The sequence below is a fragment of the Methanothermobacter thermautotrophicus genome (genome assembly GCF_014889545.1).
Lineage (GTDB): Archaea > Methanobacteriota > Methanobacteria > Methanobacteriales > Methanothermobacteraceae > Methanothermobacter > Methanothermobacter thermautotrophicus_A.
Genome location: NZ_QKOF01000005.1, coordinates 1 through 24,840, shown reverse-complemented (window position 1 = coordinate 24,840; position 24,840 = coordinate 1). Strand labels below are relative to the sequence as shown.

Sequence of the window (24,840 nt, the reverse complement as noted above, 5' to 3'; positions counted from 1 at the left end):
AATTACCATGCAGGGGTGCCCGAGCGGCCAAAGGGGGAGGACTTAAGATCCTCTGGCGCAGGCCTTCGAGGGTTCGAATCCCTTCCCCTGCACTAAGAATTTTGACGGTTCTAATCATGTGTTGATTGCCTTAGTGGCTCAGGTGGTAGAGCGATGCCTTGGTAAGGCATAGGTCGGGGGTTCGAATCCCCCCTAAGGCTTTTCTATTGATTTTAAGGTGTTTTAATGGAGAAAAAAATTGCCCAGATTTCAGATGTTCACTTCGGTGAGAAGAACTTCTCGGATCAGCTCAGGGATAATCTCCTAAGTCAGCTTGAAAATGAGAACCCTGACCTCATAATAGTCTCCGGTGACCTGACAACCGAGGGATACTCACACGAGTATGAACTTGCAGCAGAATTTGTGGATGAACTCAGGGATATCACCTCAACCTACACAATCCCTGGCAACCATGATGCAAGGAACGTCGGTCTTGTGCACTTTGAGAAGTTAATAGGCCGGAGGAAGTTTGTTCACCATGACTCTGAATTTGCGGTCATAGGCCTTGACTCCTCTGAGCCAGATATAAACGATGGTCAGATAGGCATGGATCAGCTTGAATGGTTGAGGAGGGAACTTGAACGTGTCCCTGATCACCTCTGCAAGATAGTCACATTTCACCATCATCTTCTACCCATACCCGGCACCGGCCGTGAGAGGAATATCCTCCTGGACTCCGGTGACCTTCTGAAACTCCTGAAGGAATACGGTGTGGATTTTGTTCTCAACGGACACAAGCATGTGCCCAATGTGTGGATGATTGAAGGGATGGTTACACTGAACTCGGGCACAGCCACAACAAGGAAACTGAGGGGTGAGACATTCCCCTCACACAACCAGCTAAGAATAGACGATGACAGGATTTCAGTTGACCTCATAAACACTGAGAACGGTTCCGTCAGGGAAATAGCCAGTTACTCTGTCAGGGTTGAGGACGAGGAATACAGGATATGCTCCTATATGCACTCCATATGAACACATTTTGAACACATTTGCACTCCATATTTTCCGGGTTTCATCCTCAACAGTTTCTTTGGATGCAAAGGTTGATATACCAATAAAACAATGTTCCCTAATAGGGAAAATAAATACTCATAATATGATCTCAAATGAGGATGTCAGAATGAATGGCTGTGGGTGGTTGCATTGACCAAGGCCTTTGATATATTCATGGCGGGTATTATCTCAGGGATAGTTGCATTCACGACCTCAAAGCTTGGTGTAGGCGGAACCGTCATGGGTGCAGTTCTGGGTTCAATGCTGTATCAGCTACTTTCACACTATTTCAGGGAGCCCTTGAAGAATGTTAAAACCGAGAGGGTTGAGAGCAGGGTGGTCTTTGCAGTACCTCTCATAATCATCGTGATAATCGAGTTCATATACCTTCTTGGAAATTTCCAGTGGAGGCCACAGCATATATTCTATTTACTTGAGGAGGCCACATCCTGGAACCTCTTCAGGTCAATAGGGGTGGGCCTCATGGTGATGGGAGTATATCCTCTACTTCAGCCAGAGACCATAAAGAAATCCTATGGCCATGTGCTCCTCATCATGGGCTTCATGGTCCTTTTAAGGGGCCTTGTGGATGTTAACTCACCCATAGTAACTGTTTACAGGGCGATTTTCTATGAATTCGATGTCCTGATAACCGTTACGGTTATTCTTGGCCTTATCTACATGATCATATCCATATTAAGGGAATCCGTTGTTATAGTAATTGAAGATGAGGTGTCTGAGGAGAATGAAAAATAAGACAAAGAATGCGACTCTCAAGTCAATCATAGACGTCATCCTCTATGAGAACCCCTCCACACAGGACGAAATCGCTGAACGCCTAGGCATAACAAGGAGGTACGTCACCAAGCTCCTCCAGCCCCTCATCAGGGAGGGCGTTGTGAGGAGGGCCTACATCGTGGATATAAAGAAATTTGATGAATTCCCTGAGCTCTTCGGTGAGGAGGTAACCTCGAGGGAATATGCTGGAAGCTTCTTCATAAAGGAGATACTCAGGGACATGGCACAGCATGTGTGCAAGCAGCTCAACAAATCCTTCAGGTCCCTTGAGGAGTACGATGAGGACCTTGCAAATGAGGCCCTCAAGATGGACTACATAACAAACACCATGCATGAGAAGGTGCGATCCTCTGTTGATACTGCAATAGCAATGAATCCCTACTCTGAGTTCAGCAAGACAATGGCCTTTACAGAGATAGCCTATGACCTTGAAAGGATAGGTGACCATTCAGCGATAATAGCAAACTTTGCCATAAAGGAGTCCTATGAGGTTGACCCCGCAATGATGGAGTACCTCAAGGACATGTTCTCCATTGCCCTTGAGATGGTGAAAACCGCCATGGAAGCCTTCCTGAATGAGAAACTGGAACTTAAGGCAACTCTAATGTCACTTGAGGATGATATCCACAGGATCCAGAAGAATGCACTTAACTGTGTCGCCACCCAGATGGCTGAAACACCCTTTGAGGATAAGGAGAGGTCCACCTATTACATATCTCTCTCAAGGATTGTTAAGACATTTGAGAGGATAGCTGATATATCCATTGAGATATTCGACACTGCAGGTGAGTACTACAGGAACATTCCGAGGACAACGACCCCTGAAAGATTCAGACGGAGGGAGAGAGAGGAGTCCTGATTTATTTTAATCAGTTCTGCAACCTTTGATGCTTGCTGAAGCGGAAAAGGAGTCAGTCTTGATTTATTTATAAGTTATTTTTCTTTTCATGAGTTTTACAAGGTCCATCTGTTCCTCTTTTCTTTTTCCATATACTCTTTTATCTTTTTCTCCTCCCATTCCTTACCAAGGAATCTGTCACCTATGAAAAACTCCAAAGGCGTGCCATATTATTCCTATTCCCCAGAAGACTGTTATCCAGTAGAACCACCATGTCCCGGGAGTTGAGAGGAGATTTATGAGGAAGAGTGTAAGGTTAACTATGGCAAAAAGCAGATATGTGGATGTAAAATCCCTTGAGATCCTCTACTCTTTTCCTGGCTCTTTTGTATTTCTCGTCCTCCATATTTCTGACCCCCTTAATGTTCTGTAATCTGCTTCCAATATTCTTTTCTCCTCGCCGTCGTAGTGTATTTCTTCGATTTCGAAGAATTTTCTGAAGGCTGGTTCCCTGACCTTTTCCTCGTATACGTGGGATATGAGTCCGGGTAGGCGTCCTATCATGAAGAGTCCTGCGCCTGTCCTCCAGTCGAAGCCCATATCTGAGAGTATGCCGGCGTTGGCCCCATCAACGTTCATGCGGACGCCCTTGCGCTTCAGTAGTATCTCCTGGACCTCCATGGCAAGGGCTGTGTGTGGCCCCACACAGTCGTAATCCTCTGCAAGTTCCAGTAACCGGACAGCCCGGGGGTCCGCGTTATGGTACCGGTGCCCGAACCCCGGAACCCTCCTGTTGGCCTGGAGGTGATCATCAACCAGCCTCACCGCAGCATCAGGGATCTCATCCTCAGAATCACAGGATGAAACCGTCTCCTGGAAAAGCTTCATGGAACGCTCAATGGCACCAGCATGATTCTTACCAAAGGCCAGAAGACCCCCCGCAATACAGGCATGAACCGGGGAACCAGCCGAAGCAATCATACGGGCAGCCTGAGTACTCGGAGGGGTGACACCATGATCACAGAAGGACACCAGGACAGCCTCAAGCATACGGGCAACATTCTGAGGGGGCAGCTCACCCCTTATCAAAAGATAAACCATCTCAGAAAAGGAAACACCACCAATCAGATCCTCCTGAGAATAACCCCTCGTAACAATACGGTTAGGCTCAACACGCGTAATGGAGGTCCTCCACCTGGGATTTTTAACCCGCACTATATCATTTATAAGTCCTTCATTCATCATATCACTCCATCTGATCTTCATGTATTTAAATTTTAATGCATTTAGTGTATCTCTATTCACTTATTGTGAATTAAATTCCTCTGCACATTGGGTTTAGTTCACAAAATAGGTAATTAAGTACACAAAAATAGTAAATTTTAAATAGTTCTAGGATAAGGTAAAGGTTGAGGTGATAAAATGGACACCAAACTGATCATAGGAATAGTGGTAGCAATTGTAATTATTGCAGGCGCAGTCCTGGCACTTGGAGGTGGCGGACAGCAGCAGAAGATAGACATTGTTGGTTCGACCTCTGTCCAGCCAGTTGCAGAGAAACTTGCAGCTGAGTACATGAAGAAACACCCCAATGTTAAGATAAACGTCCAGGGCGGCGGATCCAGTGTCGGTATCAAGAGTGCCGCTGACGGCACAGCAGACATCGGAACAAGTTCAAAGGAACTCAAGCCCGACGAGAAGAAGGGCCTCACAGAATACCTTATAGGTAAGGATGGAATCGCCATAATCGTAAACAGCAAGAACACAGTCTCAGACCTCACAAAGGACCAGGTGAAGGATATCTTCAGCGGGAAGATAACCAACTGGAAAGAGGTCGGAGGCCCCGATGCAAAGATAACAGTGGTAACACGTGAAGACGGCTCAGGAACCAGGAAGGCCTTTGAGGAAATAGTGATGGGTAAAGAGACCAAGATAAAGAAGGACGCCATAGTTGAAAGTTCAACAGAGGCAGTTAAACAGGCAGTTAAACAGGATCCAAACGCAATAGGGTTCATATCACTTGCAAACCTCGATGAAACAGTCAAGGCACTTAAAATCGATGGTGTCGCACCATCAGAGCAGACAGTCGCAGACGGATCCTACAAGATACAGAGGCCATTCCTTTTCCTTGTAAAGGGCAGCGCAAAGGGTGCAGTTAAGGACTTCATTGACTGGGTCCTAAGTCCAGAGGGACAGGCAATAGTCAAGTCAGAAAAGGTTGTACCAGCAAAGGCCTAGTGGTTTTCAAAACCACAAAATTTTTTCTTTCCGTCACTTTCAAGTGAACTTTATTAACCAATAGGTGAAATCAATAACTGAAGGTGATGGACATGGATCTGAAGCCGAGGAACATTCTCATAATAATCATTATCATTGCACTGGCATACCTCATGATAAGACCCGGGGCAGAGTATGAGAGAATCGAAATAGCAGGTTCCACCTCTGTTCAGCCAGTTGCAGAGGAACTTGCAGCTGAATACATGAAGATGCACCCCAATGTTAAGATAAACGTCCAGGGCGGCGGTTCCGGGATGGGTATAAGGACGGTCCAGCAGGGAATAGTCGATATAGGGACCAGCTCAAAGGCCCTGAAACCTGATGAAAGGGACGGCCTTCATGAGTATGTGATAGGTAAGGATGGTATAGTGATAGCTGTTAACCACCAGAACCCCGTCAATGACCTCACAGTTGATCAGCTGAGGGGTATCTTCAGCGGAAGGATAAGGAACTGGAAGGAAGTCGGAGGCCCTGATGCAGAGATACATGTTATAGTCCGTGAGGAGGGATCAGGGACCAGAAGCTCATTCAAATCACTTGTCATGAAGGACGAGAAGATAAGGTCCGATGCAATCGTACAGGGCTCCACAGAATCAGTTAAACAGGCCATAAAGAGCGACCCATATGCAGTTGGATTCGTTTCAATGGCCCATATGAGTTCCGATGTGAAGGCACTCGAGGTGAACGGAATCACACCATCAGAGACCACAATAGCAGACGGATCCTACCCCCTGGTGGTCCCATTCGAATTCCTCACAAAGGGTGAACCAAGGGGAGCTGTAAAGGACTTTATAAAGTGGGTGTTCTCACCTGAAGGGCAGGCAATCGTAAGGAGCCAGAAGGTTGTACCGGCAATAGCAAATGTCTCGGATGATACATAGGAGGTAAAGCATGATCAGCAAGACAAGGGAAAAACTCATTGAGAAGGGTCTTTTCATAACCGCAATATTCTCAATAATCGCCATCCTTCTCATAATCATCTTCATATTCAGGGAGGGATTCCCCATATTCCAGGATTATGGGGTCACAAACTTCATATTTGGGATGGACTGGGCACCATCAGATGGTAAGTACGGTGTCTTCACCATGATCGTAGGTTCACTCTATATAACCTTTCTGTCCCTGGCCATAGCCGTCCCACTTTCAATTCTATGCGCAATATTCATGGCTGAGGTGGCGCCTGAGATAATGCGGAAGATACTCAAACCTGTAATAGAGACCCTTGCAGCAATACCCTCAGTGGTATACGGTTTCTTCGGGCTGATCATCCTGGTACCCTTCATAAGGGCCAGCCTTGGAGGTACCGGTTTCGGGCTTCTAACAGCATCACTCATACTCACGGTCATGATAATGCCAACCATAATCAGTGTGTCAGAGGATGCCATAAGATCAGTCCCACTGGAGTACAAGGAGGCATCCCTTGCACTTGGGGCCACCCATTGGCAGACCATAAGGAGGGTTATATTCCCGGCGGCACTGCCAGGCATAATCACATCAATAATCCTTGGAATGGGTCGTGCAATCGGCGAGACCCTCGCGGTTATCATGGTGGCCGGTAACGTCACCCAGATACCATCATCCATACTGGACCCTGTGAGGGCCCTGACATCCAACATAGCACTGGAGATGGGCTATGCCACCGGGCTACACTACAGCGCACTCTTCGGGACCGCCATCATCCTGTTTTTTGTCATAATGGTCCTGCTGGTGGTTGCCAACTACTTCCACTACAGGAAGAAGATAGTTATAGGTGGAGGATATCTCTAGGAGGCTTATAAATGTCCTTCAAAATAATATCACCCAAGACAAGCCAGAAGATAATGACGGGAATATTCTGGGCATCAGGAATAGTAACAGTGCTGATACTCCTCATCATAATCGGCTACATACTCCTGAAGGGACTGCCCGCAGTGAACCTGGAATTCTTGCTTTCAGAACCCGTTGACTCTGGAAGGGCCGGGGGAATAGCCCCCATGATAGTATCCAGCCTCTACGTCACCCTAATCGCGGGTATAATAGCAACACCTCTGGGAGTCGGGGCAGCGGTTTACATGACAGAATACGCCACAGAGGAACGCATCGTGAGGCTGATAAAGTTTGGAGCGGAAACCCTGGCCTCCATACCCTCAATAGTATTTGGGCTTTTCGGTTTGTCATTCTTCGTGGTTTTCCTGGGCCTGGGCTGGTCAATCCTATCCGGGGGGCTGGTACTGGCACTAATGGCCCTACCAACCATATTCCAGGTTGCCCAGGTTTCAGTTGAGACAGTTCCGCAATCCTACAGAGAGGGGAGCCTGGCTCTCGGAGCCACGAAGTGGGAGACCATCTACAGGGTGGTAATCCCTGCAGCAATTCCAGGTATAACCACAGGTGTTATACTGGGGATGGCCAGGGCCATATCAGAGGCGGCTGCGGTCATGTTCGTTGTGGGGTCAGCACTTTCAATGCCAGTATCCATCTTCGACCCTGGAAGGCCCCTTCCACTGCACCTCTATGTGCTGGCAACGGAGGGTCTTTCACTGAAGAACGCCTACGGTACAGCAGCTGTCCTTGTGATAATCGTCCTTTTAATCACAGTTCTAACAAACACCCTTGTTGATAGATACAGAAGGAAGATGATGGGAAGATAGGTGATCAGCATGTACAGAATCGAAGTTGAGGACCTGAACGTTTACTTTGACGAGGCACACATCCTCAAGGATATAAACCTCAAGATACCCAAGAACACGGTCACAGCCCTTATAGGGCCATCAGGGTGCGGTAAATCAACATTCATCAGAACCCTTAACAGGATGAATGATGTGATAAGCGGCTTCAGACATGAGGGCCACGTCTACCTTGATGGTAAGGACATCTATGACCCAGATATGGATGTGGTGGAGCTCAGAAAGAAGGTTGGCATGGTCTTCCAGAAACCCAACCCTTTCCCAAAGTCCATATTTGAAAATGTTGCCTATGGCCTCAGGGTCCATGGATACGATGACAGGGACTTCATAGAGGAACGTGTCGAGGAAAGTCTCAAGGCAGCAGCCCTCTGGGATGAGGTCAAGGACAAACTTGATAAATCCGCCCTCGGACTCTCAGGGGGACAGCAGCAGAGGTTATGCATAGCAAGGACCATAGCCATAGAACCTGAGGTTATACTCATGGATGAGCCATGCTCAGCCCTTGACCCAATATCAACAACCAAGATCGAGGACCTCATCCACAGGCTCAAGAATGAATACACCATAATTATAGTTACACACAACATGCAGCAGGCCACCAGGGTCTCAAAGTACACAGCCTTCTTCCTGCATGGCGAGATAGTTGAAAGCGGTCTCACAGAGCAGATTTTCATAGAGCCAAGGGATAAAAGGACTGAGGACTACATTACAGGAAGATTTGGATAAAGGTGTGGAAGTTGATCGGCGCTCTCCTTGAAAACAGGCTTTCAAATGTCCTGGATGAAACCGTCAAGTATGGTAATGAAACCTCTGAAAGGGTGGGAAGAGCTGTATCCAGTTACATCGAGGGGGATGAGGAGACTGCAAGGGAGTTGATAGAGACAACTGCCTCGGTTAACGAGAAGAGCTACAGGATAGAGGACGAATGCCTCAAGATCCTTGGCCTTCATCAACCCGTTGCAAAGGACCTGAGGCTGGCATCCAGTATAATGAGAAGTGCAATTGAACTTGAGAGGATAAACATACTCCTCGCTTACATTGCAAGGTACGCCATTGATGGAAGGGACAGGACACCTCCACACATAGAGTTCATGTCCCAGACGGTTCAGGACATGATAAATGATGCACTCGGCGCCCTCATGAACCGTGACATCCAGCTACTTAAAAGGTCAACAAGGAATTACATCCAGCTCCAGGATCTATACAACCAGCTTCAGGATGCAAACAGGGACCTATCAGAGTCAGGTAATCTTATGCTGGTCGCAAGGAATCTGCTCAGCATGGGCCACCATGTTATGGGGATGGATGACAGGATAGCCTACCTCATAGTGGGTAAGAGGGTTATCCACCATAAGGTCTTCTACAGTGTACTCATGAAGTAGTTGGAGGGATTCAATGTGGCTACCCTTCGATAACCCCAGGAAGATGGACTACAGCGTCCTTAAGAGGGCCTCAATGCCCGAATTTTCATATATAAGGATCCTGGACAATGAGAATGAGGCAATAATCTTTGTAATGGAGGATAAGATTGTGGGGGTCTGGCACATTGATCTCAACACCCTCAAGGAGACCCACAGCCATAAGGCCATGGAGAGGATAGAGATAAACCATGATTCAGTGATAGAGGTTTATGAGACAGATCTGGACCTCTTCGAAACTCTAATTGAACTCAATGATGAATCAAAACTTTCAATACCCATCGATGCAGAGATTATAATAAATGAGATGTTCCTTGACAGATCATCCCGTGAGGAGCTCCTTGAAATGTACAGGATAAGGGTTCCCACTGATGAGGCAATTGAAAGTTTGATTGAGGATTATAAATCCAGATAGTATAAATCCAGGAGGACTTTTAATGGAAAAGAAGTATCCGCGGATACTGTTCCGCAAGAGGCTTAAGGACCTGAGGAAGGATATGGAGGAGGTTTCACAGAAAACCCTTAAAACACATAAACTCGCAGTTGACCTCCTGATGGAGTACGATGATGAAAAGAAGGAGAAGGTAATAAAAAACAGCAGGACAATAGATGACATGGTCTTCAACCTTGAGAGGAAGGCTATAAGTTTAATAGCAGCCGAACAACCCGTTGCAGGAGACCTCCGATTCATAGAGGCCTGCATTAAGGTCGGAAGTCACCTGAAAAGGATAGGCTATCTTGCAGCCAACATAGCTGAGGCAGCAGAGAAACTAAAGGATGAGGAAATCCCAAGAAAGCCCCTTGAGGACTTAAAACACATGTCTGACTTCGTGCAGATGATGCTCTCAAAGGGGATCTATGCCTTTCTTGATCAGAACATGGAGATGGCAAGGGAGCTAAGGCATGACGATGATAAGGTTGATGACCTCTTCGACCAGACCCTTGAACATGTAACAAGAAGCATGTTTGAGGACAAGGAGTCAATCTCATACCTGGTCAACCTCCTCTTCATAGCAAGATTCCTTGAGAGGGTCGGTGACAGGGCTGTCAGCATCGCTGATAGGACGATATTCATGATAACCTGTGAGAAGCCCTGAAGCCATGAATAAAAACCTTATCTCTACCTTTATTTTCACTGTATTTGCATTATCTGCAGCAATCTTATTCTTATTTACAGGAAATTTCTTTTATATTTTCAATTTTATCTACATCGGATTTCTTGTGTCTACCGGAATCTATCTGATGGCCTCGAAATTTGAATACGGGAGATTGATGGTTCAGGTGGGTGTGGGGAGCTACATTTTCCTGTATCTTGGAATTTTAATGGCTGAAAACATGCAGATCGAGGGTTTCTGGTATTATCTGTTTCTTGGAACCTTTCAGTCTGCTGTGATACATTATTTTGTTGCTAAGGTCTTTGGACCTCTCTTTTTTGGTAGGGGTTGGTGTGGTTACGCCTGCTGGACTTCCATGGTGCTTGACATGCTACCCTACAGGGGATCGAGGGGGTTCGAGGCATCGCTGGCTGGGTTTAGTGAGGTACGCCCTATTTTTCCTTGCGCCATGCATTGCCATCGCTGTAATTAAAACATTCAAAAATCCGGATAATGTAATGTTCTGGGCTTTTATTGGGGGGAATGTTGCTTATTATCTTATGGGTGTTGCTCTTGCGACTAAGATGAGGGATAACAGGGCATTCTGTAAGTACATATGTCCTGTGAGTATTATTCTTAAGCTATCCTCCTACTTTTCAGTTTTAAGGGTCAAATTTGATGAAAGTAAATGCAAAAATTGCATGAGATGTCTCATGGAATGTCCAATGGATGTCGATATGAGATCTTCTGAAAGAAGAAAAATCAACGGGACAGAATGCATACTCTGCATGAGATGTGTTTTTTCATGTCCCGGCGGCGCCCTTTGCCTATAATCAAACGTCCCTTAGAATTGCGGTGGCTCTCCTTGCAGCCCAGCACTGTATGCAGACACCCACTGGGAGCCCTGCAGTGTGTGTATGGGCAGTCTTTATCTTAACGTCAAGGGCTGTGGTTCTACCACCCATACCCATCGGGCCACTGCCAGACTCATTTATTGAACTGAGTATATCCTCCTCAAGTGATGCGAGTTTTTTATCAGGGTTTCTCTCACCGACACGTTCAAGGAGGGCCTTCTTTGCAAGTTTCATTGCAAGGTCAGAGGAGCCACCGATACCTACACCAACAATTACAGGGGGGCATGGCTTTCCACCGGCTGCCAGAACGGTTTTAACAACAAAGTCCTTAACACCCTCAATCCCATCACCTGGGAGTCCCATAAGGAGTGCATTGTTGTTTTCAGAGCCAAAACCCTTTGGAAAAACGGTTATTTCAAGATAATCTGTGTCTGTGATTTCAACGTCAATCTGTGGTATCATATGGCCAGTGTTTGTGCCAGTGTTCTTCCTTGTGAGGGGATCAACAACGTTTGGGCGCAGTGGAACCTCAAGGGTGGCCCTCTCAACACCTGCAGCTATACCCTCATTGAGGTTCTCAACCTCAACATCACCCATCCTCACAAAGACTATGGGGAGTCCTGTGTCCTGACAGACAGGCACCTCCATCTTCTCTGCCAGTTCAATGTTATCCAGGATTGCCTTGAGGTTGAGGAGGGGTACTTCGTCCTCCTCCTGCAGGTAGGCCTTTTTAAGTGCGAGTGTAACATCAGGGGGTATCCTGATAACAGCCTCCCTGAAAAGGCGGCACACAGTCTCCTCAATGGTCTCCCTGCTTATCATGGAATCACCATAAAAAATTAGTTTAATATTTAATCAGATTTTTCAGGCGTTTGAGCTCCCCGGCTATTTTATCCCTCTTTGCAGCCATCATATCCTCTGAGCTTTCAGTGAGGGCTCCCTTGGGGCATACCATTACGCAGAGGGGTTTATCCCTGTCGATGCAGAGGTCACATTTCACTGCAACACCCCTCTCATTAAGGGTTATGGCACCCACGGGGCAGGCGTCCCTGCAGAGGCCGCAGCCGATGCACCTGTCCTCCAGGATGACCACAGCACCATCAACTTCGACTATGGCATCCTCAGGGCATATATTGAGGCAGGGGGCCCTTTCAGGTGCGCAGTGCATGCAGAAAATCGGGACACCATCTATAACCCGGATGGCGTTCTTTGGACATATCCTCTCACATTTCATGCACTCATCGCACAGTTCTGGATTTGAGACCAGCTCTCTCATTCTAGTCCTCCTGTTCAAGCTTCTGCCGGGCCTTACCCTTCGCCGTGAGGATGCTGAGGATATCTGATCCCTTCCGGCCCTTACTGACACCAGCCATCCGTGATACGAATTTTTTCTGCCTTTCAAGTTTGAGCCTCTCAGTGTCTATGATGCTGAGAGCCCTCTTTGAGCACGCCTTCACGCATGCGGGGGTATCAAGGTCCGGGCACTGGCTGCACTTCTGGGCCTTCCGGTCCTCCATGACGACGGCGCCGAAGGGGCACACCACCATGCAGAGGCCGCAGCCGATGCACCTCTCGGGGTCAACCTCATCATCAATGGCATCGGTGGGACATACAGTCCTGCAGGGGGCGTCCTCGCACTGCTGGCATATTATGGGGTAGTAGACGTCGTCGAGTTCCCTTATCATTATGCGGGAGGCACCGTAAAGTTTTTCACAGGCCTCTTCACAGTCCCTGCAGCCATCACAGAGTTCCGGCTGGATAACGATCTTCTGCAATTCCATCCCCCGCTATATCCTGAGTTCCTCACATACGCTATCAACGTATTCCTGGATCCTGGCCTTCTGTTCATCTGTAAGGTGCCTGAACCTTTTCTGTGCGTTGAGGTATTCCTCAACGGGTTTCCTCTGCACTGGCCTGTAGGTGACCCTGAAATCACCATCCTCTATCTCATAGAGTATCCAGGAGCCTGTTTCAACCGCCAGCCTTCCAAGTTCCACTGTCTTTGAGGGATCGAAACCCCATCCTGTTGTGCATGGCTGGTGAAGGTGTATGTAGGCTGGACCATCGGCGTCCCTGGCCTTCCTGACCTTCTCCATGAAGTCCTCGGGATATGATATTGATGCGGTGGCGACGTAGGGAACTCCATGGGCTGCCATTATGAGGGGCATGTTCTTCTTGGGCCTGTCCTCACCGAAGCTCTCCTTCCCATGGGGTGATGTGGTTGTTGAGGCACCGTAGGGTGTTGAGGCACTCCTCTGTATACCAGTGTTCATGTAGGCCTCGTTGTCGTAGCAGATGTATATGATGTTGTGGCCCCTCTCCATTGCACCTGATAGGGCCTGGAGGCCGATGTCCGCTGTTCCACCATCACCTGCAAAGGCCACAACGTTAACGTCATCCCTGCCCCTTGCCTTCAGAGCACTCTCAACGCCTGATGCGACTGCAGCGGCGTTCTCAAATGCAACATGTATCCAGGGTATCCTCCATGCGGTTTCAGGGTAGGGTGTGGTGATAACTTCAAGGCAACCTGTTGATGATACTGCTACGGTGTTCTTTCCAAGAACCTTGAGGGCCAGTCTGACTCCAACCGTTGCACCGCATCCTGCGCATCCGCGGTGTCCTGGAGCCAGAAATTCTTCTTCAGGTATCTTCATTCTGATTCCTCCTTGAGACCTATCCAGGTGACGTTTCTTTCAGGGTTTTCTGTCATTCTCACTATTTCCTCGATGTGTGCGGGTGTTATGTCCCTTCCACCAAGGCCCACGATGAAACCATAAACCTCCCTGTCACGGAGCAGGGCCCTTATCTCGGTGTAAAGTGCTCCGCCAACACTGAATGTTATGTTTTTATCGAGGACCGCCACTTTACTTGCGTTTTTAACAGCCCTCTCAATCTCCTCAGCAGGGAAGGGCCTGTGCACCCTCACCTTAAGTAGTCCTATGGCCTTCCCCTTATCCCTGAGTTCATCAACAGCCTCCCTGAGGGTGCTGCAGACCGAACCCATGGCCACCAGGATTATCTCTGCATCCTCACAGCGATATTCTTCAACAAAGCCGTAATCGCGACCGAAAATTTCACTGAATTCACTGCATGCCCTTTCAATGACCTTCCTTGAACGTTTCATGGCCTTCTCAACCTCATAGCGGGCCTCCATGTAGTAGTTGGGGTCTGTGAAGGTACCCAGCGACATTGGCTCATCAGGGTCAAGGATGACCTGGGGCTGGAATTCAGGGAGGAAGCTGTCAACATCCTCCTGGGATGGTATGTCCACGGGTTCAACGGTGTGGGTCAGGATGAATCCATCGAGGCACACCATACTGGGCAGCAGAACATCCCTGTCCTCTGATACCCTGTAGGACAGCAGGACTGAATCCAGGGCTTCCTGCCCACTTTCAACATATATCTGCATCCACCCAGAGTCCCTCTCTGCTATGGAATCCTGCTGGTCATTCCATATGCTGAGGGGTGCGGAGAGGGCGCGGTTTGCATTTGCCATTACTATGGGATTCCTGAGTCCTGCTGCAGCATATACTATCTCATGCATCAGGGCCAACCCCTGGGAGGACGTTGCGGTGAAAACTCGCACTCCAGCTCCTGAGGCGCCCACGCATGCGCTCATTGCACTGTGCTCTGATTCAACCCTTATGTATTCGGCTTTGAGTTCCCCATCAGCCACGAATTTTGCAAGGTACTCTGAAATTGAGGTCTGGGGTGTTATTGGGTAAACAGGAATGACCTTTGGTTTTGCGAGCCTTGCTGCTTCTGCAACGGCCTGATTTGCGGATATAACCTTAAGAACCATTTAAAGTCTCTCCTACTTTTCTCTCTCCATTTTGATTGCCTTAACGGGACACTCCTCTGCACATATTCCGCATCCCTTACAGTAATCATAGTCTATTTCATGTTCCCTGTTTATACACCCTTCCGGACAGAAAAGTATGCAGTTGTCACAGTCTATACATTTGTCCTTATCAAGAACCGGTTTGAATGTTCTCCAGCTCCCGGTTCTGTTCTTAACGGTGCTTCCAGGCTTTCTAACGGTTGCTCCAAGTGATTCCATCATGTTCACCCTGAGTTTTTCATCTCTTCGTAGGCTATCCTCGCAGCCTCAGCATTCTTATCCCCTATCTTCCCGGGGAATGTTTCCTTAATTATCTTTATGAGTGAGTCGATGCTTACAAGGCCTGTTACACCTGCAAGGGCTCCCAGCATAACAGTGTTTACAATTGGCCTTCCAAGGGTTTTGAGTGCTATTCCTGTGGCGTCGATTGTGTGAACATCAAAATCTTCTGAAGTGAAGTCCCCTGCAGTATTTAAAACAACCATGCCCTCTTTCTTTAAACCTGAGAATACATCAACAACATCAACCAGACCCTCATCAAGAACAACAACATAATCTGGATTATAAACCTGATACCTTCTCCTGACTGGCGAGTCATCAATTCTTGTGAAAGCCATAACTGGAGCTCCTCTTCGCTCAACACCGAAGAATGGGAATGCCTGTGAATATTTGCCGTCTTCGAATGCGGCTTTAGCTAGAATCTCTGCCGCCGTAACAGCGCCCTGCCCACCGCGTCCATGAAAGCGAATTTCGATCATAGTTTACCTCCATTTCTCATTGTTAATCATTATAAATTTTTAATATATATACATGTTGGTCAACTAAAATTAATGGGGGTAACGAAATGAAAGTCCTCATAATCACAGGAAAACTTGCATCAGAGACTGTAAGGGAAGCATCATCCACTTCAGAGCATGAAGTTCATGTTCACGTTGCTGACACTCCCATAGCAGCCTTTTTAACACCGAGAAGAATAGTATCAGAGATCAGGAAGATTAACTTTTCGGATGATGGAGAACCTGACATCATAATTGTACCTGGGCTCATACCCAAGGATGTGGGAATGGTTGAGGATGAGACAGGCATACCAGCATACAAGGGACCCACAGATGCAGCCGACCTCCCCATAGTCCTCGACCTCCTGGGGGAAATTGAACTATCAACAGAAAAACCCGCCGACAAACTGATAGAGGAGGAACAGAGGAGGAGGGCGCTGCAGTTCATAGAGGACTTTGAAAATGATCAGGAAACCAGAAGGGCCCTCCTTGAAAGGGATGAAAACATACTTGTTGGGGGCTTACCAACAGGTAGGGACTTCCCCATGAGGGTCCTCGCCGAGGTCGCCAATGCACCCATCCTCCTGAAGGAGGGCAGACTCAGGGAACGCATCGATTACTTCATAAGAAGCGGTGCAGACATGATAGACCTGGGAATGCTCGCCGGTGAGGACAACTCTGAGCTTATGCCGGAGATAATGAGGATAGCACGATCAGCAGCAGGGGACGTTCCTGTAAGTGTGGATACCATGAACCCACCGGAAATTGAGGTTGCGGTGGAGTGCGGTGCAGATATGATACTGAGCCTTGACCTGGGAAACTACAGGGAAGTTCTACCACTCCTCAGAAAACATGGAGTGCCCGCAGTGATCCTGCCAACAGATTACAGTGAGGGATGGGTCCCCGAAACAGTTGAGGAGAGGGTTGAAGCCCTAGAAGAACTTAAAAGGAAGTGCAGCGGCATAGATGTCATAGCTGACCCTGTACTGGACCCTGTAAACAGCAGGAGCATAGTTGACTCGGTGACAGCCTGCAGGATGTATGCAGAGAGAAACCCGGACCCCATATTCTTCGGGGTGGGTAACGTAACGGAGCTCCTCGACGCTGACTCTACCGGCGCAAACGCCCTCCTGGCAGGATTCGGGATGGAACTTGGTGTCAGCATACTATTCACGCCCGAAGAGAGTGGTAAGGCCCTTGGAAGCGTTTATGAACTATCGGTGGCATCAAGGATGATGTTCCTCGCCCGAAACCGTGGTTCGATTCCAAAGGATCTTGGTATTAACCTGGTTCTCTTCAAGGACAAGAGAAGAGCAGGCGGAGTTATGGAGGAAGTTGATGTACCGGTCATTGAGGCAGAGGGGGGAATTAAATTCGTAAGGGACAAAATGGGGAGCTTCAAGATCATGGTTGATGGTGGAAAAATAAAGGCAGTGCTCTATCATGGAATGGAGCCAGAGGTTGCCTTCACCTCAGACAGTGCCAAAAAATTATATGAGGAGATCATAAATAGAAAACTTGTAAGCAGACTAGAACATGCAGCCTACCTCGGGGCGGAGCTCCAGAAGGCAGAGATAGCCCTGAGGACAGGTAAAAGCTATGTCCAGGACTTTGAACTATTTGAGAGGTTGTTCCCGCTTTGAGTGGGGGCCTTGGATTCGAGCAATGAATTGAAAGGACTTTTACACTTTCTACAGGTTACAGGAGATTTACCATGCAGTGCACCAGATGTGGATCAGAGGGTGTCATAATAAACAGGAAATACTCAGGACAGCTACTCTGCAGTGACTGCTTCATAGAAACAACAAGAAAGAAGGTAATGAGGGATATAAGGAAATATAAACTAATAGAACGCGGAGACAGGGTACTTGTTGGTTTATCGGGCGGAAAGGACAGTGTGATGGTCATTGACATCCTTGATGAACTCAGGGAGAGGAACATAATAGAACTTGAGGCAGTCACCATCGATGAGGGTATAGGCGGGTACCGTGAGGATGGGGTAAAGATTGCGGGGAAAATATGTGCCGAGCGGGGCATACCCCACAGGGTTGTCAGCCTGAAGGATTATGCAGGGATAACACTGGATGAGATCATGGAAAACCCTTCAAGGAGCGCATGCACCTACTGCGGGGTATTCAGGCGGTGGATACTTAACAGGGAGGCCAGGAAGAGCCAGGCAACAAAGATAGCAACAGGTCACAACCTCGACGATGAGACCCAGGCAATAGTCATGAATTACCTTGAGGGAAATCTTGAGAACCTCACGAGGATAGGCCCCATGACATCATCTGCAGGGGGAAGGTTCATACCAAAGATCAAGCCCCTGAGGGAGATACCCGAAAAGGAGGTGGCCCTTTATGTACTTGCAAGGGGCCTCGAAGTCCACCTTGCAGGGTGCCCCTATGCATCAGGTTCATTCAGGAGGGAGATAGGTGACTTCCTCAAGCAGATATCAGTGAAACGTCCAACCATAATGTACTCAACACTCAGGGGATTCGACAGGATAAAGGAGATCCTCAGAAGGGATTTGCAGGGCTCCAGAAAGTCGGGGGTCTGCGCCGAATGCGGTGAACCGGCTTCAGGAAAACTCTGCAAGGCATGCACATTTATAGATGAGTTAAAGGGATGAACTGCTATACAAGGTGAGAATCATGAAATTTACAGTAATCACAGACGATGGAAAGAAGATACTTGAATCAAGGGTTCCACGGAGGATAAAGGATATCCTCGGGGATCTTGAGATTCCAGTTGAAACGGTTGTTGTGAAAAGGAACGGTGAAATAGTCATAGAGGAAGAGGAGATCTCTGATGGGGATATCATAGAGGTCATAAGGGTTATCTATGGAGGTTAAGGTGGGTAGATGAAGGTATACTATGAATGCGCACCATGTTTCCTGAGACAGGCCAGGGAGGCCCTGGACCTTGCAACAGATGATGAGGAACTCAAAATTAGGGTCATGGAGAATATCCTTGAACTCCTCAGTGAGAGGTTCAGGAGGGGCCAGGTATCAAATGAACTCGGAACCAGGATGCACAGACTCATAAAGGATATGACAGGTTCAGAGGACCCCTACCGTGAGGAGAAGAGGAGATGCAATGAGATCGCATGGAGGTTCCTCCCAGCTGTAAGGGAATATCTGGAAGCCCACAGCGACCTTGAGAGCCATGTTCGAGTGGCAATAACAGGTAACATAATAGACTTCGGGGCACTGGGCCTGGACTTTGATCATGACAGGGGCATCCATGAATCCCTCAGGGCACCCCTCAGGATAAACCACGTGCCAATCCTTGAGGAGAGACTGAGGGATGCATCAGAGGTTCTCTACCTCCTCGACAACACAGGTGAGATACTATTCGACAGACCACTAATTGAAAAACTGGCAGAATACGGTGTCAGCGTGAAGGTTGCTGTTAAGGGCGAGCCGATACTCAATGATGCATGCATGGAGGACGCCCTAGAGGCGGGCCTTGATGAAGTGGCTGAAATCGTAACAACCGGCACAGACTCTGTGGGAATCGTATACGGGGATCTGTCAGATGAATTCCGGAGGATGCTGGATGAAACAGAACTCGTAATAGCCAAGGGTATGGGTAACTATGAGGGCCTAACAGAGGTATCGGATGGTTCCAGGGACATATTCTGTCTTCTAAATGCGAAATGCTCTGCAATCGCAAGGGACCTTGGTGTTGATGTTGGCGACAATGTTGCTGTTAAGATCTGACTGATGTCCTCGTTAACTGCAGAGGGGGTGGTAAATTTGGATAAAGTAAGGAAGTGGGCCATATGCGGCCTTCTCGCGGGGCTCATCCTTGTACTTATCATCTATGCAGCCCAGCCAGAGCGCCTCAGATCCCTCCAGTGAATGAAGATGATTTCAGATGGTACAGTGACCACGATAATGCCATGCATGGACACCATGCTACAGTCCCGACCTCTAGGCGTCACTGCCTCTTCAGCATATTCAGGAATCAAAGGGGCCCTTATTAACATGGCACTTTACACCCCGGGAATTACCATAACCCTCATAGCAGTGGCCCTGATGTCTGAAAAGATATTAGGGAGACTTTTAAGAGGCCCCAGAGACCTAAGGGGGCTTCAGGGGCACTGATAACACTTGCAGGTATTTAAATGTCAGCTTATTCCATTGACATGAAGGGGTGATTCTTTGAGAGTTGGATTTATAGGTTTTGGTGAAGTCGCATACACCCTTGCTTCACGTTTAATTAGCAGGGGTGCTGAGGTTGTCACATCACTGGAGGGCAGGAGCCCATCCACCATCGAGAGGGCCAGGGCCCTGGGGGTGACCGAAGCATCAGAGGAGGATGTTTATTCATGTGAGGTTGTCATATCTGCGGTGACACCCGATGTTGCACTGGAGGCCGCAAGGAGGGCAGGCAGACATGTAAGGGGGATATATGTGGACATGAACAACATATCACCCGGGACTGTGCGGATGGCATCATCCCTCATCGAAAATGGAGGATTTGTGGATGCAGCCATAATGGGCAGTGTGAGGCGGAAGGGCGCCGATGTACTTATCATAGCCTCTGGAAGGGACGCAACGGAATTCATGAAGCTCAACATGTATGGATTGAACATTGAGGTAAGGGGAAGTGAACCCGGGGATGCATCGGCAATTAAAATGTTGAGGAGCAGCTACACAAAGGGTGTTTCAGCGCTTCTATGGGAGACACTCACTGCAGCTCGCAGGATGGGCCTTGAGGAGGACGTACTTGAGATGCTTGAATACACTGAGGGCCGTGATTTCAGGGAATCAGCTATTTCAAGGCTTAAAAGTTCATGCATCCATGCCAGAAGAAGATATGAGGAGATGAATGAGGTTCAGAATATGCTGGGGGAGGTCATAGATCCTGTCATGCCCCCATGTATTATGAGGGTATTTGAGAGACTGCTGGATGCGGAGGTATCTGCAGATGAAGACTACCGGGAGGTACTCGATGGGGTCATCGATGCATTCCTGTGAGTTAGATGGAGTTATAAGTGTGAAGATAGATAATATTCTGTGGTGGGGAAATGAGTTCAGACATTGAGAAGGAGTGTGCTGAGAACCTCATGGAACTTGTGGGTAAAAGGATAGTCGATGTTGACTTCAGTTCATACGATGATGAATGCTGGAGGATACACATCAGGACGGAGTCCGGGATGATAGTCATGACCTTCTGTCGCGACTGGAAATGCCCGGTTGTGGAGAAGAGGGATAGGATAGATGCCCCCTGATTTCGCCCTTTCTCTGGACAGTTGATTTTTATAGTGTCTGCTCAGTTGATTTTTATGAGGACTCTGAGTCCTCCCTTTCTCCTTTTAACCTTCCCGATGAAGGGTATTATCTGTGAGTCTATTATGAGCCTGAGATAGGTTGCCATCTGGGCAGGCAGGTGCATGGGGCTTTTTATCTTTACACCATCCCTTATCTGACAGGAGAGCATACCCCTCCTGTCAACGTATATCTTTGCATCCATACCATCCCTGACCAGTTTAACCTCATCCCTTCGCAGATTCAGGCCAGCCTCAACCTTCAATGGGGGCTTCAAATGGTGTTTACCGCTCTGAAACATTTCATTGGCCCTCTTTGAACTGACACCCTCAGCCACTCTCTCTGATACGAACCAGGCCCTCCTTATAACGTTTATCACGCTCTGATCAGGAGGGATCCACCCCCTCTCAGTGTAGTGCTCGATCAGGTCCCGCACCTCGGACCTCGTGACGTTCATCTCAAGGGAACTCATGGCAAGCCTTGTGAGGACTGGCCCATACCCTGCCTTTCTGAAGGCTGCCCATATCTGATTCTCCCTGTAAAATCTCCTGTTTCTAACTATGGAATTCACAGCGTCAGCGTTGAGGTATGCTATTTCCATGAGATCAGCCTGTGACAGGTTGTTCATCCTGTCCTTTATGATTTCAAGGTTTCGACGGCCTGGAACAGCACCCCTCTCTATTTCCCTTTCAAGTATGCGTATGGTTGAATCAGGCAGTACCCTCTCAACATCGGCAGGGATCTCAAGGTTATTTTCAATTATTCTCTGCCTTATCTCCCTGCCTGAAATCTTTGAACCATCGACAGTGAGTTCTGGAATGATATGGAACCTCATTTTACGGCCGTACTTACCATAGAGGAATTCATTGACAGCAAACCATCTTATAACATTCCTGTTTGGCAGTTCACGGGGTATTCCACTGAATATTCCCCTTGATGCAAATTCCCTGGCCTTTCTGGTTATGAGGTCAGTTGAAACATTGGCTGCATCGACATAGTCAACAACACCATCCTCTATCATCATGGCTATCCTTATGGGGACAGTGTAGGCGAGGGTGAGGCGGTGGTGCAGGCCCTCAACGGGAACAACCCTGTCTGCTCCGGCCTTAAGGGCCATCTCCTTCCGGGCCTCATAGGGGACGAAGAAGGGCGCGTGATTTGCGCTGAAGTCCTTGTTAAGGTAGATAACTACATCATCCCCTGTTTCATCAGCTATTTCACGTCCCTTTTCTATGAGTCTGGCGTGTCCAAGATGTACAGGGTCAAAATCAGCGCTTATACCTATCATGTGTATCAGTCTTTGTCCTGATTTACATCACTAGCTGTAATCATTATATTTTATGTCAGTTGAGCCTGTGAGTTCTGAGAATTTTAGCTCCGCACTCCACCGCTCCCTGCACTCACATTCATAGGGAGGAACCCTTGCCTGTTCAAGGTTTGATTTTATTATGAGCTTCTTCAGGTCCCGGTTACACTTCTTGCAGTTGTAGGGACCCCTTGACGTCCCAAAACCTGAGGTATCCATTATTGATGGTATTGAAACGGTCTCTCTGGTCCTGTTAATTATCTCAACAAGACTCCATATCCACGGCGGCCTGTAGGACCCCCTCCTCCAGAGGTCCTCCATGATGGTCCCCCTGTGCACAGTGGATGGACAGAATGATACCCTATCAACACCGGTTTTTTCAGCGTAGATGGCTGTTGAAATAGCCTCATCTATTGCCCTTTTCTCTGAGACCAGGACAGGCTTTACAAGGATGTATGCCTTGGATTTTAGCCTGAAATCGTCTTTAAGGTCACGAATGACGCCCACGGCCCTTTCAAATTCGCTGCCGGTGAAACCCTTATTTATCTTGAGGAGTCTGGTTTTTTCGTCACAGGTCTCAAGGCCTATGCTCACCTCAACTATCTTTTCAGGTACAAGTTCACAGCATTCACGAAGGACATTCTCTTCAATATATTCGGGCCTTGATTCGAAGATGATTTCCTCAACGGCGTCAATCCTGCTGAGTCTCTTAAGTATATATGTCCTCGCATCCTCTGGGAATTCTTCGGGGTTAAGAAAACTTCCTGATGTGAATATCTTAACAGCCATCTTACCATCAAATTCGTGGCGTGAAATGATTTCATCGAAGATTGCTGTGATTTCACTGGACTTCACCGGTTCGAGGAATGAGTCTGAGATGTAGCTGCACATGTTACAGCCACCGCTCTCTGAGAGGGCCCATGAACATCCAATTGTTGGTAGGATCATGAATAGGGCCCGACCCCTGCCAGAATAGAGGATATCGTCCTGAACCCAGCTCGCTGCAAGCTCACTGATACTTCTTCTTTTTATTCTCTTCAAAGCCCTTTTTCTGCTCGTGAATGTTAACCTATCCATCATCTGAATCTTAAAACAGTTTTTATTGTTAATTTGTTTCAGGTTTATTTAAACTTATTCAGTGGCTAAATGCCATCATGGGTTGATGGGGAAGGAATGAGACTGAAGTAGCTTGTTGAAAAGGAGGTGAATGATTATGTTAAGTCCTGTAAAATCAGCTTATTAAGGTATAAAAAGATTTAAAATAAAATTTTTCTGGGATTAGAAGCTTGCTATAACTTCTCCCAGGAGTTTTATTGATTTTTCTTTGTCTGGACCTATTGGTGATCCTGCAACGTACTGGGTTACGCCCATTTCGCCGAGGGCCTCAATTTTTGGTATGAATTCGTCAGGTGTACCAACAACTGAGAATGCTTCCATGAGGGCGTCATCGACTGCTGCTATTGCTCCACCAAAGTCACCTTTACCAAGGAGTTCACCGAATTTTGCTCCTGTGTCAGCTGGGAGGCCGTGTCTTTCAAATACTGGTGGTGGTGATCCTGCAGCGATGAATGCTACAACTATTTTTGCTGCGTTTGCAGCTGCAGCTGAGTCTTCATCTATTGAACAGCATGTGTAGGCTGCAACGTCAATGTCGGATAGGCTTTTACCTGCGGATTCAGCACCCTCTTTTATGAGTGGAACTGCTGCTTCAAAGTCCTTTGGGTTGGATGCATTTATAAGAGCACCGTCTGAGATTTCACCTGCTGTTTTGAGCATCATTGGACCCTGTGCACCCATGTATATTGGGATTTTTTCCTGGACGGCCTTAACACCCATTAGCTGGGCACCGCTTTCGGTTTTTTCACCGGCAAGGAGTGTCCTCATCATTGCGATGGCATCTCTTATTGTTGAAACGGGTTTAACCCATTCAATTCCGAGGGCATCGAAGGTGGCTTTGTCACCTGGGCCAATACCTAGTGTTGCTCTTCCGTTTGAAAGTTCGTCAAGTGTGGCTATGGCTGAGGCTGTTATGGCAGGGCTCCTCACGTAGGGGTTTGTCACACCGGGTCCAAGTTTTATTGTTTCTGTTCCCTCTGCGATTAAGGCAAGGGTTTCGTATACGTTCTTGTTGTTGTAGTGGTCTGTGATCCAGGCGTATTCGAAGCCCACGTCTTCAGCCAGTTTCACTAGCTTCACTATCTTTTCTATTGGCTCATTTGGAACAAATTCGATACCAAACTTCATAATTTATCACCATTTAAAACTTTATCCGGCCTATAAAAATAATTTGTTATTTAAAGATAATCGAAAGTTTTAAATAAGAATGTCAGGCCATAGGATGAACTTTTTGATTTAAAGATCAGCTAGTCAGCTGTTTTTACGTCTTTGAGTCATATAAATCCCACCTTTACTTTGATGACTCTCTGGTCTACAATGACCAGGGATCATCATGATCAGATATTGATGGACTTCAGGTCTAGGGTGAATCTGTGGTAATCATACTTGATCAACTAAGAAGTTGAACCGCAATCTTTATATGCTGTGATCATTATATCATTAAATTACCTCCTACACAATTACCTGGATTTGGGGACATCCACCGGCACTGCAATTTTTTCGATTTTGTTTGTGTTTGGTGGGTGGCTGTGTATAGGATGTGCC

At 47.6% G+C, this 24,840-nt stretch carries 32 protein-coding genes and 2 tRNA genes; 22 read left to right on the top strand and 12 right to left on the bottom strand.

The window, feature by feature from the left end; genetic code table 11:
* Positions 1-9 precede the first annotated feature (9 nt).
* From DNK57_RS02660 to DNK57_RS02640, 5 genes are all read left to right on the top strand, one after another.
* A tRNA-Leu gene (locus DNK57_RS02660) sits at positions 10-92 on the top strand.
* 35 nt (positions 93-127) lie between these two features.
* Positions 128-200, top strand: a tRNA-Thr gene (locus DNK57_RS02655).
* Positions 201-225: 25 nt separating this feature from the next.
* Positions 226-1,014 carry a metallophosphoesterase family protein gene (locus DNK57_RS02650; protein WP_192961520.1) on the top strand — a complete coding sequence of 263 codons (789 nt, stop codon included), beginning with the start codon at positions 226-228 and terminating at the stop codon, positions 1,012-1,014.
* Positions 1,015-1,176: 162 nt separating this feature from the next.
* Positions 1,177-1,791, top strand: a complete 615-nt coding sequence (locus tag DNK57_RS02645; RefSeq protein ID WP_320056848.1) for a hypothetical protein — start codon at positions 1,177-1,179, stop codon at positions 1,789-1,791.
* Positions 1,781-2,692 (top strand): phosphate signaling complex PhoU family protein, encoded by a 912-nt coding sequence (locus DNK57_RS02640; protein ID WP_192961518.1) that lies wholly within the window; start codon positions 1,781-1,783, stop codon positions 2,690-2,692. Before DNK57_RS02645 ends, DNK57_RS02640 begins: the two co-directional genes overlap by 11 nt.
* A gap of 177 nt (positions 2,693-2,869) precedes the next feature.
* On the opposite strand, the gene DNK57_RS09370 is transcribed toward DNK57_RS02640, so the two are convergent.
* A complete protein-coding gene (locus tag DNK57_RS09370) occupies positions 2,870-2,971 on the bottom strand; it encodes a 2TM domain-containing protein (RefSeq protein ID WP_394354489.1) in 102 nt (33 codons plus the stop codon).
* Between the two features lie 66 nt (positions 2,972-3,037).
* Positions 3,038-3,916, bottom strand: a complete 879-nt coding sequence (locus DNK57_RS02630; protein ID WP_192961517.1) for a citryl-CoA lyase — start codon at positions 3,914-3,916, stop codon at positions 3,038-3,040.
* Positions 3,917-4,093: 177 nt separating this feature from the next.
* On the opposite strand from DNK57_RS02630, the gene DNK57_RS02625 reads away from it, so the two are divergent.
* The 10 genes from DNK57_RS02625 (at position 4,094) to DNK57_RS09365 (ending at position 10,959) form a co-directional block, all read left to right on the top strand.
* Positions 4,094-4,909 (top strand): phosphate ABC transporter substrate-binding protein, encoded by an 816-nt coding sequence (locus tag DNK57_RS02625; RefSeq protein WP_192961516.1) that lies wholly within the window; start codon positions 4,094-4,096, stop codon positions 4,907-4,909.
* 92 nt (positions 4,910-5,001) lie between these two features.
* Complete coding sequence (locus DNK57_RS02620; protein ID WP_192961515.1) at positions 5,002-5,829, top strand: phosphate ABC transporter substrate-binding protein; 828 nt, start codon at positions 5,002-5,004, stop codon at positions 5,827-5,829.
* 10 nt (positions 5,830-5,839) lie between these two features.
* On the top strand, positions 5,840-6,715 hold the full coding sequence (pstC, locus tag DNK57_RS02615; RefSeq protein WP_192961514.1) for a phosphate ABC transporter permease subunit PstC: 876 nt from the start codon (positions 5,840-5,842) through the stop codon (positions 6,713-6,715).
* Positions 6,716-6,726: 11 nt separating this feature from the next.
* A complete protein-coding gene (gene pstA / locus DNK57_RS02610; RefSeq protein ID WP_192961513.1) occupies positions 6,727-7,578 on the top strand; it encodes a phosphate ABC transporter permease PstA in 852 nt (283 codons plus the stop codon).
* A gap of 9 nt (positions 7,579-7,587) precedes the next feature.
* Positions 7,588-8,340 carry a phosphate ABC transporter ATP-binding protein PstB gene (gene pstB, locus DNK57_RS02605; protein ID WP_192961512.1) on the top strand — a complete coding sequence of 251 codons (753 nt, stop codon included), beginning with the start codon at positions 7,588-7,590 and terminating at the stop codon, positions 8,338-8,340.
* A gap of 2 nt (positions 8,341-8,342) precedes the next feature.
* Positions 8,343-8,996 carry a phosphate signaling complex PhoU family protein gene (locus tag DNK57_RS02600; RefSeq protein ID WP_192961511.1) on the top strand — a complete coding sequence of 218 codons (654 nt, stop codon included), beginning with the start codon at positions 8,343-8,345 and terminating at the stop codon, positions 8,994-8,996.
* A 13-nt stretch (positions 8,997-9,009) separates the two neighbouring features.
* Positions 9,010-9,447 carry a DUF2226 domain-containing protein gene (locus DNK57_RS02595; RefSeq protein WP_192961510.1) on the top strand — a complete coding sequence of 146 codons (438 nt, stop codon included), beginning with the start codon at positions 9,010-9,012 and terminating at the stop codon, positions 9,445-9,447.
* Positions 9,448-9,469: 22 nt separating this feature from the next.
* A complete protein-coding gene (phoU, locus tag DNK57_RS02590; protein WP_192961509.1) occupies positions 9,470-10,129 on the top strand; it encodes a phosphate signaling complex protein PhoU in 660 nt (219 codons plus the stop codon).
* 4 nt (positions 10,130-10,133) lie between these two features.
* Positions 10,134-10,619 (top strand): hypothetical protein, encoded by a 486-nt coding sequence (locus DNK57_RS09000; RefSeq protein WP_226891008.1) that lies wholly within the window; start codon positions 10,134-10,136, stop codon positions 10,617-10,619.
* Positions 10,620-10,644: 25 nt separating this feature from the next.
* Positions 10,645-10,959: a 4Fe-4S binding protein gene (locus DNK57_RS09365; protein ID WP_394354488.1), complete on the top strand. Its 315-nt coding sequence runs from the start codon at positions 10,645-10,647 to the stop codon at positions 10,957-10,959.
* Here the strand turns inward: DNK57_RS09365 and DNK57_RS02580 are convergent, their stop codons facing one another.
* Genes DNK57_RS02580 through porC form a run of 7 tightly spaced genes read right to left on the bottom strand, consistent with a single transcriptional unit; the run spans position 10,960 to position 15,579 of the window.
* Positions 10,960-11,802 (bottom strand): fumarate hydratase, encoded by an 843-nt coding sequence (locus DNK57_RS02580; RefSeq protein ID WP_192961508.1) that lies wholly within the window; start codon positions 11,800-11,802, stop codon positions 10,960-10,962.
* Positions 11,803-11,824: 22 nt separating this feature from the next.
* Positions 11,825-12,256, bottom strand: coding sequence for a 4Fe-4S dicluster domain-containing protein (locus DNK57_RS02575; protein ID WP_192961507.1), 432 nt, complete (start codon positions 12,254-12,256; stop codon positions 11,825-11,827).
* A gap of 1 nt (position 12,257) precedes the next feature.
* Positions 12,258-12,761, bottom strand: coding sequence for a 4Fe-4S dicluster domain-containing protein (locus DNK57_RS02570; protein WP_192961506.1), 504 nt, complete (start codon positions 12,759-12,761; stop codon positions 12,258-12,260).
* Between the two features lie 6 nt (positions 12,762-12,767).
* Positions 12,768-13,634 carry a pyruvate synthase subunit PorB gene (porB, locus tag DNK57_RS02565; RefSeq protein WP_192961505.1) on the bottom strand — a complete coding sequence of 289 codons (867 nt, stop codon included), beginning with the start codon at positions 13,632-13,634 and terminating at the stop codon, positions 12,768-12,770.
* Positions 13,631-14,782 carry a pyruvate synthase subunit PorA gene (gene porA / locus DNK57_RS02560; protein WP_192961504.1) on the bottom strand — a complete coding sequence of 384 codons (1,152 nt, stop codon included), beginning with the start codon at positions 14,780-14,782 and terminating at the stop codon, positions 13,631-13,633. Before porA ends, porB begins: the two co-directional genes overlap by 4 nt.
* 12 nt (positions 14,783-14,794) lie before the next feature.
* Positions 14,795-15,040, bottom strand: a complete 246-nt coding sequence (gene porD / locus DNK57_RS02555; RefSeq protein WP_192961503.1) for a pyruvate synthase subunit PorD — start codon at positions 15,038-15,040, stop codon at positions 14,795-14,797.
* Positions 15,041-15,045: 5 nt separating this feature from the next.
* Complete coding sequence (gene porC / locus DNK57_RS02550) at positions 15,046-15,579, bottom strand: pyruvate synthase subunit PorC (protein WP_192961502.1); 534 nt, start codon at positions 15,577-15,579, stop codon at positions 15,046-15,048.
* 86 nt (positions 15,580-15,665) lie between these two features.
* On the opposite strand from porC, the gene DNK57_RS02545 reads away from it, so the two are divergent.
* The 7 genes from DNK57_RS02545 (at position 15,666) to DNK57_RS02515 (ending at position 20,836) form a co-directional block, all read left to right on the top strand.
* The gene (locus DNK57_RS02545; protein WP_192961501.1) at positions 15,666-17,240 is read left to right on the top strand and encodes a dihydropteroate synthase-like protein; all 1,575 of its coding nucleotides are present in this window, start codon (positions 15,666-15,668) and stop codon (positions 17,238-17,240) included.
* A 71-nt stretch (positions 17,241-17,311) separates the two neighbouring features.
* The gene (locus DNK57_RS02540) at positions 17,312-18,226 is read left to right on the top strand and encodes a TIGR00269 family protein (RefSeq protein ID WP_192961500.1); all 915 of its coding nucleotides are present in this window, start codon (positions 17,312-17,314) and stop codon (positions 18,224-18,226) included.
* Between the two features lie 22 nt (positions 18,227-18,248).
* A complete protein-coding gene (locus DNK57_RS02535) occupies positions 18,249-18,449 on the top strand; it encodes a MoaD/ThiS family protein (protein WP_192961499.1) in 201 nt (66 codons plus the stop codon).
* A 9-nt stretch (positions 18,450-18,458) separates the two neighbouring features.
* Positions 18,459-19,319 carry a damage-control phosphatase ARMT1 family protein gene (locus DNK57_RS02530; RefSeq protein WP_192961498.1) on the top strand — a complete coding sequence of 287 codons (861 nt, stop codon included), beginning with the start codon at positions 18,459-18,461 and terminating at the stop codon, positions 19,317-19,319.
* 147 nt (positions 19,320-19,466) lie between these two features.
* On the top strand, positions 19,467-19,706 hold the full coding sequence (locus tag DNK57_RS02525; RefSeq protein WP_226891006.1) for a hypothetical protein: 240 nt from the start codon (positions 19,467-19,469) through the stop codon (positions 19,704-19,706).
* A 57-nt stretch (positions 19,707-19,763) separates the two neighbouring features.
* Positions 19,764-20,582: an NAD(P)-dependent oxidoreductase gene (locus DNK57_RS02520; protein ID WP_192961496.1), complete on the top strand. Its 819-nt coding sequence runs from the start codon at positions 19,764-19,766 to the stop codon at positions 20,580-20,582.
* 50 nt (positions 20,583-20,632) lie between these two features.
* Positions 20,633-20,836 carry a hypothetical protein gene (locus DNK57_RS02515; RefSeq protein WP_192961495.1) on the top strand — a complete coding sequence of 68 codons (204 nt, stop codon included), beginning with the start codon at positions 20,633-20,635 and terminating at the stop codon, positions 20,834-20,836.
* Positions 20,837-20,877: 41 nt separating this feature from the next.
* Here the strand turns inward: DNK57_RS02515 and DNK57_RS02510 are convergent, their stop codons facing one another.
* The 3 genes from DNK57_RS02510 to mer form a co-directional block, all read right to left on the bottom strand.
* Entirely contained in the window at positions 20,878-22,161 is a 1,284-nt protein-coding gene (locus DNK57_RS02510; RefSeq protein WP_192961494.1) for an adenylyltransferase/cytidyltransferase family protein, read from the bottom strand.
* A gap of 30 nt (positions 22,162-22,191) precedes the next feature.
* Entirely contained in the window at positions 22,192-23,256 is a 1,065-nt protein-coding gene (locus tag DNK57_RS02505; protein WP_394354486.1) for an archaeosine biosynthesis radical SAM protein RaSEA, read from the bottom strand.
* Between the two features lie 201 nt (positions 23,257-23,457).
* Complete coding sequence (mer, locus tag DNK57_RS02500; RefSeq protein ID WP_115892542.1) at positions 23,458-24,423, bottom strand: 5,10-methylenetetrahydromethanopterin reductase; 966 nt, start codon at positions 24,421-24,423, stop codon at positions 23,458-23,460.
* Positions 24,424-24,840: the final 417 nt, after the last annotated feature.

Bases quoted from the DNA above. Each gene is read 5' to 3' on its own strand.
- DNK57_RS02650 (WP_192961520.1), top strand. From the start codon at position 226: ATGGAGAAAAAAATTGCCCAGATTTCAGATGTTCACTTCGGTGAGAAG.
- DNK57_RS02640 (WP_192961518.1), top strand. From the start codon at position 1,781: ATGAAAAATAAGACAAAGAATGCGACTCTCAAGTCAATCATAGACGTC.
- DNK57_RS02630 (WP_192961517.1), bottom strand. From the start codon at position 3,916: ATGATGAATGAAGGACTTATAAATGATATAGTGCGGGTTAAAAATCCC.
- DNK57_RS02625 (WP_192961516.1), top strand. From the start codon at position 4,094: ATGGACACCAAACTGATCATAGGAATAGTGGTAGCAATTGTAATTATT.
- DNK57_RS02620 (WP_192961515.1), top strand. From the start codon at position 5,002: ATGGATCTGAAGCCGAGGAACATTCTCATAATAATCATTATCATTGCA.
- pstC (WP_192961514.1), top strand. From the start codon at position 5,840: ATGATCAGCAAGACAAGGGAAAAACTCATTGAGAAGGGTCTTTTCATA.
- pstA (WP_192961513.1), top strand. From the start codon at position 6,727: ATGTCCTTCAAAATAATATCACCCAAGACAAGCCAGAAGATAATGACG.
- pstB (WP_192961512.1), top strand. From the start codon at position 7,588: ATGTACAGAATCGAAGTTGAGGACCTGAACGTTTACTTTGACGAGGCA.
- DNK57_RS02595 (WP_192961510.1), top strand. From the start codon at position 9,010: ATGTGGCTACCCTTCGATAACCCCAGGAAGATGGACTACAGCGTCCTT.
- phoU (WP_192961509.1), top strand. From the start codon at position 9,470: ATGGAAAAGAAGTATCCGCGGATACTGTTCCGCAAGAGGCTTAAGGAC.
- DNK57_RS09000 (WP_226891008.1), top strand. From the start codon at position 10,134: ATGAATAAAAACCTTATCTCTACCTTTATTTTCACTGTATTTGCATTA.
- DNK57_RS09365 (WP_394354488.1), top strand. From the start codon at position 10,645: ATGTTCTGGGCTTTTATTGGGGGGAATGTTGCTTATTATCTTATGGGT.
- DNK57_RS02580 (WP_192961508.1), bottom strand. From the start codon at position 11,802: ATGATAAGCAGGGAGACCATTGAGGAGACTGTGTGCCGCCTTTTCAGG.
- DNK57_RS02575 (WP_192961507.1), bottom strand. From the start codon at position 12,256: ATGAGAGAGCTGGTCTCAAATCCAGAACTGTGCGATGAGTGCATGAAA.
- DNK57_RS02570 (WP_192961506.1), bottom strand. From the start codon at position 12,761: ATGGAATTGCAGAAGATCGTTATCCAGCCGGAACTCTGTGATGGCTGC.
- porB (WP_192961505.1), bottom strand. From the start codon at position 13,634: ATGAAGATACCTGAAGAAGAATTTCTGGCTCCAGGACACCGCGGATGC.
- porA (WP_192961504.1), bottom strand. From the start codon at position 14,782: ATGGTTCTTAAGGTTATATCCGCAAATCAGGCCGTTGCAGAAGCAGCA.
- porD (WP_192961503.1), bottom strand. From the start codon at position 15,040: ATGGAATCACTTGGAGCAACCGTTAGAAAGCCTGGAAGCACCGTTAAG.
- porC (WP_192961502.1), bottom strand. From the start codon at position 15,579: ATGATCGAAATTCGCTTTCATGGACGCGGTGGGCAGGGCGCTGTTACG.
- DNK57_RS02545 (WP_192961501.1), top strand. From the start codon at position 15,666: ATGAAAGTCCTCATAATCACAGGAAAACTTGCATCAGAGACTGTAAGG.
- DNK57_RS02540 (WP_192961500.1), top strand. From the start codon at position 17,312: ATGCAGTGCACCAGATGTGGATCAGAGGGTGTCATAATAAACAGGAAA.
- DNK57_RS02535 (WP_192961499.1), top strand. From the start codon at position 18,249: ATGAAATTTACAGTAATCACAGACGATGGAAAGAAGATACTTGAATCA.
- DNK57_RS02530 (WP_192961498.1), top strand. From the start codon at position 18,459: ATGAAGGTATACTATGAATGCGCACCATGTTTCCTGAGACAGGCCAGG.
- DNK57_RS02525 (WP_226891006.1), top strand. From the start codon at position 19,467: ATGATTTCAGATGGTACAGTGACCACGATAATGCCATGCATGGACACC.
- DNK57_RS02515 (WP_192961495.1), top strand. From the start codon at position 20,633: ATGAGTTCAGACATTGAGAAGGAGTGTGCTGAGAACCTCATGGAACTT.
- DNK57_RS02510 (WP_192961494.1), bottom strand. From the start codon at position 22,161: ATGATAGGTATAAGCGCTGATTTTGACCCTGTACATCTTGGACACGCC.
- DNK57_RS02505 (WP_394354486.1), bottom strand. From the start codon at position 23,256: ATGGATAGGTTAACATTCACGAGCAGAAAAAGGGCTTTGAAGAGAATA.
- mer (WP_115892542.1), bottom strand. From the start codon at position 24,423: ATGAAGTTTGGTATCGAATTTGTTCCAAATGAGCCAATAGAAAAGATA.